Origin of the sequence: Nonomuraea sp. LP-02 (genome assembly GCF_036289125.1) — a bacterium.
Lineage (GTDB): Bacteria > Actinomycetota > Actinomycetes > Streptosporangiales > Streptosporangiaceae > Nonomuraea > Nonomuraea bangladeshensis.
The window spans coordinates 2,284,318-2,296,089 of sequence record NZ_JAXCLK010000001.1 but is presented as its reverse complement, the minus strand read 5'-3'; the positions used below and the strand labels follow the sequence as shown (position 1 = coordinate 2,296,089).

Below are 11,772 nucleotides of genomic sequence, written 5' to 3'. Positions count from 1 at the left end.
GCTCACCCCTTCACCCCGGTCAACGTCACGCCCTCGATGAACACCCGCTGGGCGAGGAAGAACAGCACGATCACCGGCGCGGTCACCAGCAGCGTGGCCGCCATGGTGAGGTTCCACTGCACGCTGTGGAACGCCTTGAAGGTCGCCAGGCCCAGCGACAGCGTCAGATGGTCCTGCTGCACGCCGGCGTAGAGCAGCGGCCCGTAGTAGTCGTTCCAGCAGTAGAAGAACTGGAACAGCGCGACCGCCGCCACCGCCGGGCGCGCCATCGGCAGCACCACCCGCACCAGCGTGCGCAGGTCCGAGCAGCCGTCCACCTTCGCCGCGTCGGTGTAGTCGCGCGGGATCGTGACCAGGAACTGGCGCAGCAGGAAGATGGAGAACGCGTCGCCGAGCAGCATCGGCAGGATCAGCGGCCACAGGCTGTCGGTCAGCCCCAGCCGCGCCCACACCAGGTAGATCGGCACCGCGACGACCTGCGGCGGCAGCATCATCGCGGCGATCACCACGAGGAACGCCGCCCGCCGCCCACGGAAGCGGAACCGGGCCAGCGCGTACGCCACCGGCACCGACGACACCACCGTGAACAGCGTGCCGAGCGCCGCGTACAGCAGCGTGTTGCCCGCCCACCGCAGCAGCAGCGACCGGTCGAAGACCTCGGCGAAGTTCGCCCAGTTCCAGCTCCGCGGCCACAGGTCGCTGGTCAGCGCCTGCTCGTCGGTCATCAGCGCGGTCAGCGTCATGAACGCCACCGGCGCGAGGAACATCAGCGCCAGCGCGACCGCGAAGGCGTGCGTGGCGACCCACAGCAGCACCCGCCGCCTCCGGGCGCTCACGACGCCTCCTCGGCCCGGCGGAACTGCCGCAGCAGCACCAGCGTGAAGATCATCGAGACGGCGAACAGCAGCAGCGCCAGCACGCAGGCGTACCCCATCGAATAGTCGCGGAAGCCCACCTGGAACAGCCACTGCGGCAGCGTGAGCAGCGACTCCTCCGGATAGCCGGGCGAGAACGAGCTGCCCGGCGAGTCGGTCGAGCCCGAGGCGACCCGGGAGGCGACCATCGCCTGCGAGAAGTACTGCAGGGCGTAGATGACGTTCGTGACCAGGGCGAACATCAGCACCGGCGCGATCGTCGGCAGCGTCACACTGAGGAACTGCCGCCAGGCCCCCGCGCCGTCGATGGCCGCGGCCTCGTACAGGTGCCTGGGCACGTCCAGCAGCGCCGCCAGGAAGATCACCATGAGCTGGCCGCAGCCCCACAGCGACAGCAGCGTCAGGCTCGGCTTGGACCAGTCAGGGTCGCCGAACCAGTCAGGACCCCGCACCCCCACCAGCGACAGCAGGTGGTCGACCGGGCCGGTGCCGGGGTTGAGCAGGAAGACGAACGTGATCGTGCCCGCCGTCATCGGCACCAGCGACGGCAGGTAGAACACCGTGCGCAGCAGCCCCGCCCCGGCCTTGAGCCGGACCACGAGCTGGGCGAGCGCCAGCGAGAACAGCACCGTCGCCGGGACCATCACGGCCACCAGCCACAGCGTGTTGCGCGCCGAGACGCCCACCCGGGGGTCGCGCAGCAGATACCGGTAGTTGTCGAGCCCGGCGAACTCGAGGGTGTACATGTCGTAGCGGTGGAAGGAGAAGTACACCGTGGACAGCAGCGGATAGACGAAGAACACCGACACCCCGGCGATCCACGGCGACAGCCACAGGAGGGCACGCGCGCCCTCGCCGCGCCACCACCGGGGCCACCACCGGGGACGCGGCGGCGCGGCGGGCAGGGAGGTCACGATCAGCCTCCGGACAGCTTCAACTTGTCGTTGATCTGCCGGTCCACGTCCTTCAGCCCGGCCTCCAGGTCCTTCACCGAGCCCCGCTCCCACTTGGCCATGAACGCGGCGAACGCCTCCTGGTTGAAGACGCTGTTCACGCTGGCCGGCAGCGTCGAGGTCTTCGGATGCGCGAAGACGTCGAGGAAGGTCTGGAAGTTGGCGTCCTTGACCAGGTCGGGCGAGTCCATCGCGGCCTTGGTCGTGGGGACGTTGCGCAGCGCGTTCGACAGCGTCACCAGCGAACCCGTGTCGGTCGTCAGGTACTTCACCAGCTCCCACGCCTGCTGCGGATGCTTGGCGCCCTTCGGCACGCCGATCACGGTCCCGGCGGTGAAGCCGCTGCCGTAGAGCTCGGGCCGGTCGTCGGAGACCGGCAGGGGAGCGGTGCCGTAGTCCAGGCCCTTGGCGTCGAGGGCGATCATCGCGTTGCGCCACTCGCCGTCCAGGACCATCGCGACCTTGCCCTTGTGGAACGGGTGCTCGGCGCTCCACTCGTCGCCCAGGCTCTTCCTGAACTTCTCCAGCTTGTCGTGGCCGTACCAGTCGACCAGCTCCTTCTGCCAGGTCAGCAGCTCGCGCCAGGCAGGGTCGGAGCCGATCGCCGAGGTGCCGTCGGCGTTGTACCACTTCGCGCCCACCATCGGGCCGAGGTGGCTCGGGCTGTTCTCGTAGTACTGGACGCTCGGGATGAACCCGGCGACCTTGATGGTGCCGTCGGCGTCGCGGACGGTCAGCTTCTTGGCCAGGTCCGCCAGCTCGCTCAGCGTCTGCGGCGGCTCGTGGCCCTTCATCAGCGCCTTGTTGTAGTAGAGGCCGTAGGCGTCGGCCAGCAGCGGCAGCGTGCACTGACGGCCCTCGAAGGCCGTGTAGGAGCGGGCCACGGCCGGCAGCACCGACAGGTCGATCCCGTCCTGCGCGATCACCGGCGTCAGGTCCTGGAACGCTCCCGACCTGCACCACTGGGCGACGTTGTCCGTGGTGAACGAGGCGGCCACGTCGGGGGCGTTGCCGCCGCGGATCGCCTGGGTGATCTGGTCGTCCTGGACGCCCTTGGTGGCCTTGACGGTGATCTGCGGATACTTCTGGTTGAACGCCGCGATGGCCGCCTCGAACGCCTTCACCTCGGCGTCGGTGGAGAAGCCGTGCCAGAGCTCGATGGTGGCCGCGGGCAGGGCCTGCGAGGCCGATCCCGAGGGCCGGGGAGCGCCGAGCGAGGGCCCGGCCTCCTTTCCTGCGGTGCAGGCGGTCAGCGCGGCCGAGCACAGCAGTGCCGCGGCGGCCGCCAGAGGGACGAAGCGCACGGGGGGTGCCTCCTGCGGTGGGGGGTGACGGGGTCACGAGCGGACGGTGGAGCCGAACACCTCCTCACGCACGGTGTCGAGGGCCAGGTCGAGCGCGCCGGCGAGCACCGGGTTGCCCTCGACGCTCGACAGCCGCACGCGGGGCCGGGGGATGGTCAGGGCGTGCAGCTCGTGCTCGACGAGCTCACGCAGCGTCTCGCCGCCCGGCAGCACGACGCCGCCGGTCAGCACGATGAGCCCGGGATCGACGACGGAGGTGACGGCGGCCAGGCCGACCGCCAGCCGGGCGGCGATGTCGCGCAGCCCGGCCCGCGCGTCGTCGGCCCGCTGCCCGGCGCCGCCCGCGAGACGCACGGCGTTCGCGACGGCCTGGCGGAAGTCGGCGCCGCGCACGCCGTACGAGCGCAGCAGCTTCAGCACCGCGGGCCCGCCGGTGAGCGCCTGGTAGCCGTGGTTGGCGTAGCGGCCGGCCTCGCGGGCGGTCGGCGCGCCCGGCGTGGGCATGTAGCCCACCTCGCCCGCGCCGCCGGTCGCGCCCCGGTGCATGCGGCCGCCGAGCACGATCGCCGAGCCGATGCCCTCGTCGGCCCACAGCAGCACGAAGTCCCGGCTGTCGCGGGCCGCGCCGTGCGCCTGCTCGGCGAGCGCGACGAGGTTGACGTTGTTCTCGACGTCCACCGGCACGCCGAGGCCGGCCGACAGGGTGGGCACCAGGTCGGGGATCTGCCAGCCGGGCACGTCCTTGGCCGCGGCGTACCCCAGCCGGCCCGTCGCCGGGTCGATCGCGGCCTGCACGCCGATGACGACGCGGCGCAGCTTGTCCGGCGGGTTCGCGCCCGCCAGCGCCGCGCCGAGCCGCTCCACCAGCTCGCCGGCCGGGCGGCGGCGGGTCGTGGGCAGCGTGTGCTCGCCGACGACGGTGCCGGTGATGTCGGCGATCCGCGCCTCGATGCGGTCGGGGGTGACGTCGAGCGCTCCCGCGTACGCCGCCGCCGGGTTGATCCGGTAGACCTCGGCCGTCCGCCCCGGCAGGCCCTCCCGCACGCCGTCCAGGACGACCAGCCCGGCCTCCTGGAGCCGGGCGAGGAGCTGCGAGGCCGTGGGCTTGGACAGGCCGGTCAGCGCGCCGATCTCGGGGCGGGTGAGCGGTCCTCGGTCGAGGAGTGCCCGCAGGGCCGCGCGGTCGTTGATGGCGCGTAGCAGACTGGGGGTCCCCGGAACCGGACCGTCCACGGCGTCTCCTTCACTTGGAGTTAGGAAACTTTCCTAACTCACGAGGAACATAAGGATGCCTGGCGCGAACGGTCAAGAGGCGATACGAAGCCGTAACGGAGAGAGGAGAGGGAAGGAAAACCGAGCAGAGTGCCGCGACCGGCATGCTAATGTCGTCGTTTGTCGTAACAACATGCAGAATGGCCCGGAGTGTCCCATTAACCACATTAATGGTCAGGCGGCAACGCGTCAAACGGAGCTCGCCAAGGAGCAGGAGTACGTCACCGCGCTCTACGAGCGGCTCGACGCCCTGCGCGAGCGCACCCAGCGGCAGCTCAAGGAGGTGCTGGCCACGGGCGCCGTCGGCACGATGCAGAACAGGTCGGAGCGCGACACGTTCGCCGAGATGTACGCCACCAGGCTCGCCCGGCTGTGGGCGGTCGAGCGCGGCCTGGTCTTCGGCCGGCTGGACCACCAGGAGGAGGGCCGGCTCTACATCGGCAAGCTCGGCCTCACCGACGACGACCAGCGGCGCCTGCTCATCGACTGGCGCGCCCCGGTGGCGCAGCCCTTCTACCGCGCCACCCCGGCCGCCCCCATGGGCGTCACCCGGCGCCGCCACCTGCAGACCAGGGGCCGCGCGGTGATCGGCGTCGACGACGACCTGCTCGACCTCGGCGCGCTCAGCGACGACGACCGCGCCACGCTCAACGGCGAGGCCGCGCTGCTGGCCGCGCTCGACGAGCGGCGCACCGGCCGCATGCGCGACATCGTCGCGACCATCCAGGCCGAGCAGGACCGGGTCATCCGCGGCGACCTGAACGGCGTCCTCGTCGTCCAGGGCGGCCCCGGCACCGGCAAGACCGTCGTGGCCCTGCACCGGGCCGCCTACCTGCTCTACACCCACCGCCAGCGGCTGGAGCGCCGCGGCGTGCTCATCCTCGGCCCCAACCTGACGTTCCTGCGCTACATCGAGCAGGTGCTGCCCTCGCTCGGCGAGACCGACGTGCTGCTGTCCACCGTCGGCGAGCTCTACCCCGGCGTGACCGCCACCGCCAGGGAACGGCCCGAGGTGGCCGCGCTCAAGGGCGACCCGCGCATGGTCGAGGTCATCGCGAGGGCCGTGCGCGACCGGCAGAAGGTGCCGCGCAAACCGGTCGAGATCACACTCGGCCGGATCACGCTCACCGTCGACCGGTCCATGCTGGACGCCGCCAGGAACAAGGCCGCCCGCTCGCGCCGGCCGCACAACCAGGCGCGGGCGGTGTTCGTCCGCTCGCTGCTGAACGCGCTCGCCCGCCAGCAGGCCCGCAAGATCGGCAAGGGGCTCATCGACGAGGACGAGCTGGCCGACCTGCGTGAGGAGCTGCGCACCGAGCCCGCCGTCAAGTCGGCGCTCAACCGGCTGTGGCCGTACCTGACGCCCCAGCGGCTGCTGCTCGGCCTCTACGGCTCGCCCGAGCGCCTCGGCTACGCCGCCGCGCACCTCACGCCCGCGGAGCGGGCGCTGCTGCGCCGCGAGGGCCCGCGGGCCGGCGAGTGGACCGAGTCCGACGTGCCGCTCCTGGACGAGGCCGCCGAGCTGCTCGGCGACATCGACGAGCAGGTGCTGCGCGCCACCGCGATGCAGGCCGAGGAGGAGTTGGCCGCCGCCCGGCGGGCCGAGGAGCACGAGCGCGAGGCGGAGCTCGCCTACGCCCGCGAGGTGCTGGAGCTGACCGGCCTGTCCGACGTCATGGAGGCCGAGCGGCTGGCCGAGCGCCAGCGCGGCGACGGCCCCTACCTCACCACCGCCGAACGCGCCGCCGCCGACCGCACCTGGGCCTACGGGCACGTCATCGTGGACGAGGCGCAGGAGCTGTCGCCGATGGCCTGGCGGGCTCTCATGCGCCGCTGCCCCACCCGGTCGATGACGATCGTCGGCGACATCGCGCAGACCGGCTCGGCCGCCGGGGCGCGGTCGTGGGGCGAGGTGCTCGACCCGTACGTGGCCGGGCGCTGGCGGCAGGAGCGGCTCACCGTCAACTACCGTACGCCGGTCGAGCTGATGGCGGTCGCCGCCGGCGTCCTCGCCGCGATCGACCCGTCGCTGGAGGCGCCCACGTCGGTGCGCGAGAGCGGCGCCGAGCCGTGGGCCGCCCCGCTGGCGGCGCTGCCCGAGCTGGTCAAGGCCGAGGTCGGGGAGGGCGGCAAGGTCGCGGTCGTGGCGCCGGACGCGCTGCTCGACCGGATCGGGGCGCAGGTCGCCGAGGTCGTGCCCGGCGCGGTCGTCGTCACGCCGGGGGCCGGCCGGGCCAGGGGAGCGGAGGCGCTGGACGCCCCCGTCGCGGTCATGGGGGTGGCGGACGCGAAGGGCCTGGAGTTCGACTCCGTCGTGGTGGCCGAGCCCGAGCTCATCGCCGCCCAGTCGCCACGGGGGCTCAGCGACCTGTATGTTGCTCTCACGCGAGCGACTCAGCGGCTCGGCGTCGTCCACGAACGGCCGCTTCCCGCGGCCCTGCAAGGGCTGCCGGCCAGGCCGGGAGCACCCTCCGATGGGCTTTGATCGGCTTTACGGCGCCCGTCCCGCATGTCCCACCTGCGGAAACTTGATGTTCCCGCTGATCGGGACACGGTTGACATCTGAGGTGGAGTCGGTAGTTTGCTGCGCAGTCCAGCACGGGACTTGGCCGGTTGGCCGTCTCTGACATCGTCGGATCCTGCGTCCGTGACGGAGCGTGACTTCGTCCACACAGCCAGGTGCAGGGCCGTCGGTCCGTCGAGTCGGGGCACCCCAACCGGGCGGGGGGTTGGACCCGGGACGGGTCCGGGAGCCCAGTAGACAACGGAATTCCGCGCTCGCCGCCGACGAGACGGGTCCGGTCCGAAGGGTTTCCGGGCCCTCTTCCCGCTCCCGTGCGCCGGACCTGCGAGTGCGCCGGGTGGTCCCGTCGGCCGCGGGATCACCCTGCCGCCACCCGTTGCGCATCCTGAAATCCCCTCGCGTGGGCGCGCGCTGGCATGAGCGCGGCCGCGGGGCGGTAGCGTTTTCGCGAGCAAGCAGGTGTTCGACGGTGGCTGAGGAGACCCGGAGTGGTTCAGGAACGCACGAGCCCGCCGCCCCCGACGGGCCCCGACCCCGCCGCCCCGTCGTCACCGCCCCCGACGGGCCCCGGTCCCGCCTCCTCATCGTCGGCCTCCCAGCCGGAGGGCGCCCAAGCCTCCGGCGAAGGGGAGCCTTCCGTAACTGAGGCGCCGGTCGGCGGAGGAGGCGGCGACTCCGGTCCGCCCGCCGGGCGCACAGGGGAGTCTGCCGGGCGCGCCGGGGAGGGCGGCTCGGGCCGCCGGGGCGGGCCTGAGCGGGAGCCGCGGAGCCGGACGCTGGCCCGGGTGGGGGCGGCCGTGGCCGGCGGGCTGGCGTTGTTCGCCGCGTTCCCGCCGCTCGGCTGGTGGCCGCTCGCGCCCCTCGGCCTCGCGCTCGTCGTCGCCTCCCTGTACGGCACCCGCCCGAGGCGCGCGGCCTGGGTGGGCGCGCTCGCCGCGGCGGTGTTCCTGTTCCCGGCCCTCGCCTGGGTGCGGACCATCGGCGACGACGTCTGGGTCATGCTGGTCGCCGCCGAGACGGTCTTCTACGCCGTCATGTCCGCCCTGGCCGCCCTGGTGTTCCGGCTGCGCGCCTGGCCCGTGTGGTTCGCCGGCCTGTGGGTGGCGATGGAGTGGGCGCGCGGCCTGGTGCCGATCGGCGGTTTCCCGTGGGCGCGGGTGGCCTTCAGCCAGGGCGAGTCGCTGTTCACCGAGTACGCCGCGCTCGGCGGCGCGCCCCTGGTGTCGTTCGCGGTGGCCCTGTGCGGGGCCCTGCTGGCCCACGCCGTCCTGGTCCGGCCCCCGGCGGCCCGCCCGTGGCTGCGGGCGGCTCCGGCGTTCCTGGCGCTGGCGGTGCCCCTGCTGACGCCGGCCGTGCCGCGGCCCGGCGACGAGGGCCGCTCGATCAACGTCGGCATCGTGCAGGGCAACGTCCCCGGCCGCGGCATGTACGTCCTGGGCGACGAGCCGGCCGTCGTGCTGCGCAACCACGCCGGCGAGACCAAGCGCCTGGCCCAGGCCGTCCGCGAGGGCAAATTGCCCAAGCCTGACATCGTCGTCCTGCCGGAGAACTCCACCGACATCGACCCCTACCGGGACGAGACCGCCCGCCAGATCATCCAGGACTCGGTGAGCGACGTCGGCGTGCCCACGCTCGTCGGGGCCGTCGTGGCCATCGGCGACGACAGCCGCGCCACCCGCAGCCTCACCTGGGACCCGGTCACCGGCCCCGGCGCCTACTACGACAAGCAGAACCTGGTGCCGTTCGGCGAGTACACCCCGTTCAAGGACCTCGTGCTGGCCCTGTGGGAGCGGGCGAGCCTGGTGGGCCGCCAGTCGGTCCCCGGCGACCGGCCGGGCGACCTGAAGCTCGGCCCGGTCACCGTCGGCGCGGTCAACTGCTACGAGGTGGCCTTCGACGCCACCGTGCGCGGCACGGTCCGGGCCGGCGGCACGCCGATCGTCGTGCAGACCAACAACGCCAGCTACGCCCTGTCCAACCTGCCGCCGCAGCAGCTCGCCATGTCGCAGCTGCGCGCGGTCGAGCACAACCGGGCCGTCGTGACCGCGGCGACCACCGGGATCTCCGCGTTCGTCACGCCTGACGGTAAGGTCTCCTGGCAGACCCGCGAGCTGGTCGCGGACATGAACGTGGTGAAGGTGCCCGTACGCACCGGCGAGACGCTCGCCACCAAGGTGGGCGCCTGGCCGGAGTGGGCGTTGATGGCGATGGGAGTCGCGGCGGCCGGGGTCGCCGCGTGGCGGGGCAGGCGGCGGGCCGATGGGTGAGGGGCGACCGGACATGGAGACGCTCGGCAGGGTGCTCGTCGTCGTCCCGACCTACAACGAGCGCGACAACCTGCCCTCCATCGTCGAGCGCGTACGGGCGGCCGTGCCCGAGGCGCACGTGCTCGTGGCCGACGACGACAGCCCTGACGGCACCGGCGAGGTCGCCGACGAGCTGGCCGCCGGCGACGAGCAGGTGCACGTCCTGCACCGGCCCGGCAAGCAGGGACTCGGCGCGGCCTACATCGCCGGCTTCCGCTGGGGCCTGGAGCGGGGCTACGACGTGCTGGTGGAGATGGACGCCGACGGCTCGCACCAGCCCGAGGAGCTGCCGAGGCTGCTGGCCGCGCTGGGGGAGGGGGCGGACCTGGCGATCGGGTCGCGCTACGTCCCCGGCGGCCGGGTCGTCAACTGGCCGCAGCGGCGCGAGCTGCTGTCCAAGGGCGCCAACGTCTACACCCGCGTCATGCTGGGCCTGCCGGTGCGCGACGCGACCGCGGGCTTCCGCGCCTACCGCGCCGCCACTCTGGAGAAGGTCGGGCTGTCGGGCGTCGAGTCGCAGGGCTACTGCTTCCAGGTCGACCTCACCCTGCGCACCGCCCGCCACGGGCTGCGGGTGGTGGAGGTGCCGATCACGTTCGTGGAGCGCACGGCGGGCAAGAGCAAGATGAGCGGGAAGATCATGTCCGAGGCGCTGTGGCGGATCGGCCTGTGGGGCGTGACCGGCCTGCCGGGACGCCTGCGGCGGCGCGGCTAGGAACGTCCCCCGGCCAGGAACGTCCCGGGCCCGCCGGACGTTGTTCCTGACGTACGCGGTCCTGGCGTACGCGTGCGGAATCGGAGATACGAACGATGCGGCTGCTGCTCTTCCTGAGCTTCCTGATCGTCCCCGTGCTGGAGATCTGGCTGCTCTTCCAGGTCGGGTCCGCGATCGGCGGGCTCGCGACCGTGGCCCTGCTCATCGCCGGCGCCCTGCTCGGCTCCTGGATCATCCGCCGCGAGGGGCGGCGGGCCTGGCGGGCGCTGCAGGAGTCGCTGCGGTCGGGCCGGATGCCGGAGCGTGAGCTGGCCGACAGCGGCCTCGTGCTGACGGGCGGCGCGCTGCTGCTGATGCCGGGCTTCCTCACCGACCTCGCCGGTCTCGCCTTCGTGCTGCCGGTGACGCGGCCGCTGATGCGCCGGCTCGGCGTGTGGTTCTTCGAGCGGCGGATCAAGCGCCTGGCCGCGACCTCGCCGTACGGCGATCTGTTCCCGCCCGCGCCGGGCGGGCAGGCGCCGCACGGCGGCCGGGTGGTCACCGGCGAGGTGATCAGGGAGGACTCCGGCGATCAGCGCCACAGCGACCAGGGAGAACCGCGCGGCGCGCTGGGACGCCCGCCGAGGGCCTGAACGCACGAAGAAACCCCCGGGCCGGAAGGGCCCGGGGGTTTCACCGTGAGAGGATGTCAGGCGCTCTTGCGGCGCTGGGCCCGCAGGACCGCCAGCCGCTCGTTGAGCACCTCCTCAAGATCCTCGATGGACCGCCGTTCCAGGAGCATGTCCCAGTGTGTCCTCGGGGGCTTGGTCTTCTTCGACTCCGGCTGCTCGCCGTCCACCCGCACCGCGGTCACGCCGCACATGCGGCACTCCCACGTCGAGGGGATCTCGGCCTCGGCGGCAAGCGGAACATCGAAGCGATGGCCCTTAGGACAGGTGTAGGACACCTCCTGGCGCGGTGCCAGATCCGTGTTACGGTCGTTCTCGTAGCTGGTTGCCCCGAGCCGGGTGCCACGAAGCGCGCGCTCGCCCATGTCTCAATGCCTCCTACAGGGCCCCCATGCGTGGGGGGACTGTCTCCCACGGTGTCTAACGCTTGGTACCGTGATGGGATTCCCACCCTCGGGGAGATCCAATCGCGCTGAAGGGCTCGGGTTCTTCGGACGGGTTCTTCACCCGGCCGCCGGGACGGCGGCGCGCCGCCCCTTGACGGCCAGCGCGAGCGCCGGCCACAGGGCGCCGGCCAGGATGAGCGCGCCGTGCGCGATCCGCAGCGAGTACGGCCCGAAGAACTGCGGGATGAACAGCGCGAACCCGAGCGCCAGCGGGACCGCGCTCCAACGGGGCAGCGCCGCCGAGCGCCACACCGCGACCGCCGCCAGCGCCGTGCCCACGCCGAGCAGCACCAGCCCCGCGGCGAACATGGTCACCGCGACCGGCCCGTAGCGGAACTCCTCGGCCAGTTCCATCAGCGCGGGCGTCCCGTCGCGCAGCGAGCGCTGGGCGATCACGTTGAGCCCGAAGTCCTCGGCTCCGTAGTACGGCAGCGTCAGGCCCGCGCCGAGCCACGTCACCACCGCCGCGCGCAGCGACAGCCGGTCGCCGAGCACCTGGTGCAGGCCGAGCAGCGCGAGCGCGAGCAGGACGAAGCCGCCCATGGCCGCCGCGTGCCCGGCGACCCAGCCGGCGGAGGCCATCGCGGCGGCGTCGTCCGTGGCGGGGCGCAGCAGCGGGTAGAGCAGGAACAGCACGCCGGTCCCGGCGAAGGCGGCGGAGGTGAGACGGACGGGCATGCGGCGCTCCTTGATCGATGCAACGCTCTCT

The 11,772-nt window shown here is 72.7% G+C and carries 10 protein-coding genes; 4 read left to right on the top strand and 6 right to left on the bottom strand.

Going from position 1 to position 11,772, the window contains the following annotated elements; all coding sequences use genetic code 11:
• Window positions 1-2 precede the first annotated feature (2 nt).
• The 4 genes from SMD20_RS10615 to SMD20_RS10600 are packed head-to-tail and all read right to left on the bottom strand — an operon-like array spanning window position 3 to window position 4,365.
• On the bottom strand, window positions 3-836 hold the full coding sequence (locus SMD20_RS10615; RefSeq protein WP_329578389.1) for a carbohydrate ABC transporter permease: 834 nt from the start codon (window positions 834-836) through the stop codon (window positions 3-5).
• Window positions 833-1,789 carry a carbohydrate ABC transporter permease gene (locus tag SMD20_RS10610; RefSeq protein WP_329578387.1) on the bottom strand — a complete coding sequence of 319 codons (957 nt, stop codon included), beginning with the start codon at window positions 1,787-1,789 and terminating at the stop codon, window positions 833-835. Before SMD20_RS10610 ends, SMD20_RS10615 begins: the two co-directional genes overlap by 4 nt.
• 2 nt (window positions 1,790-1,791) lie before the next feature.
• Window positions 1,792-3,132: an ABC transporter substrate-binding protein gene (locus SMD20_RS10605; protein ID WP_329578384.1), complete on the bottom strand. Its 1,341-nt coding sequence runs from the start codon at window positions 3,130-3,132 to the stop codon at window positions 1,792-1,794.
• A gap of 33 nt (window positions 3,133-3,165) precedes the next feature.
• Window positions 3,166-4,365, bottom strand: coding sequence for an ROK family transcriptional regulator (locus tag SMD20_RS10600; protein ID WP_329578381.1), 1,200 nt, complete (start codon window positions 4,363-4,365; stop codon window positions 3,166-3,168).
• A gap of 172 nt (window positions 4,366-4,537) precedes the next feature.
• Between SMD20_RS10600 and SMD20_RS10595 the strand changes: the two genes are divergently transcribed.
• The 4 genes from SMD20_RS10595 (at window position 4,538) to SMD20_RS10580 (ending at window position 10,581) form a co-directional block, all read left to right on the top strand.
• Window positions 4,538-6,889 (top strand): HelD family protein, encoded by a 2,352-nt coding sequence (locus tag SMD20_RS10595; RefSeq protein WP_329578378.1) that lies wholly within the window; start codon window positions 4,538-4,540, stop codon window positions 6,887-6,889.
• Window positions 6,890-7,713: 824 nt separating this feature from the next.
• Window positions 7,714-9,195: an apolipoprotein N-acyltransferase gene (gene lnt / locus SMD20_RS10590; protein WP_329578375.1), complete on the top strand. Its 1,482-nt coding sequence runs from the start codon at window positions 7,714-7,716 to the stop codon at window positions 9,193-9,195.
• Complete coding sequence (locus tag SMD20_RS10585) at window positions 9,188-9,949, top strand: polyprenol monophosphomannose synthase (protein ID WP_442942469.1); 762 nt, start codon at window positions 9,188-9,190, stop codon at window positions 9,947-9,949. The genes lnt and SMD20_RS10585 overlap by 8 nt, the downstream gene beginning before the upstream one ends.
• Before the next feature lie 95 nt (window positions 9,950-10,044).
• On the top strand, window positions 10,045-10,581 hold the full coding sequence (locus SMD20_RS10580) for an FxsA family protein (RefSeq protein WP_329578373.1): 537 nt from the start codon (window positions 10,045-10,047) through the stop codon (window positions 10,579-10,581).
• A gap of 56 nt (window positions 10,582-10,637) precedes the next feature.
• Here SMD20_RS10580 and SMD20_RS10575 read toward each other — a convergent pair whose 3' ends face one another.
• Entirely contained in the window at window positions 10,638-10,982 is a 345-nt protein-coding gene (locus SMD20_RS10575) for an RNA polymerase-binding protein RbpA (protein ID WP_091084968.1), read from the bottom strand.
• A gap of 138 nt (window positions 10,983-11,120) precedes the next feature.
• Window positions 11,121-11,741 carry a hypothetical protein gene (locus SMD20_RS10570; protein ID WP_329578368.1) on the bottom strand — a complete coding sequence of 207 codons (621 nt, stop codon included), beginning with the start codon at window positions 11,739-11,741 and terminating at the stop codon, window positions 11,121-11,123.
• Between the last annotated feature and the right edge of the window lie 31 nt (window positions 11,742-11,772).

Excerpts from the sequence above, each read along its gene's own strand:
- SMD20_RS10595 (WP_329578378.1), top strand. The coding sequence starts at position 4,538 with ATGCAGAATGGCCCGGAGTGTCCCATTAACCACATTAATGGTCAGGCG.
- SMD20_RS10585 (WP_442942469.1), top strand. The coding sequence starts at position 9,188 with ATGGGTGAGGGGCGACCGGACATGGAGACGCTCGGCAGGGTGCTCGTC.
- SMD20_RS10580 (WP_329578373.1), top strand. The coding sequence starts at position 10,045 with ATGCGGCTGCTGCTCTTCCTGAGCTTCCTGATCGTCCCCGTGCTGGAG.
- SMD20_RS10575 (WP_091084968.1), bottom strand. The coding sequence starts at position 10,982 with ATGGGCGAGCGCGCGCTTCGTGGCACCCGGCTCGGGGCAACCAGCTAC.
- SMD20_RS10570 (WP_329578368.1), bottom strand. The coding sequence starts at position 11,741 with ATGCCCGTCCGTCTCACCTCCGCCGCCTTCGCCGGGACCGGCGTGCTG.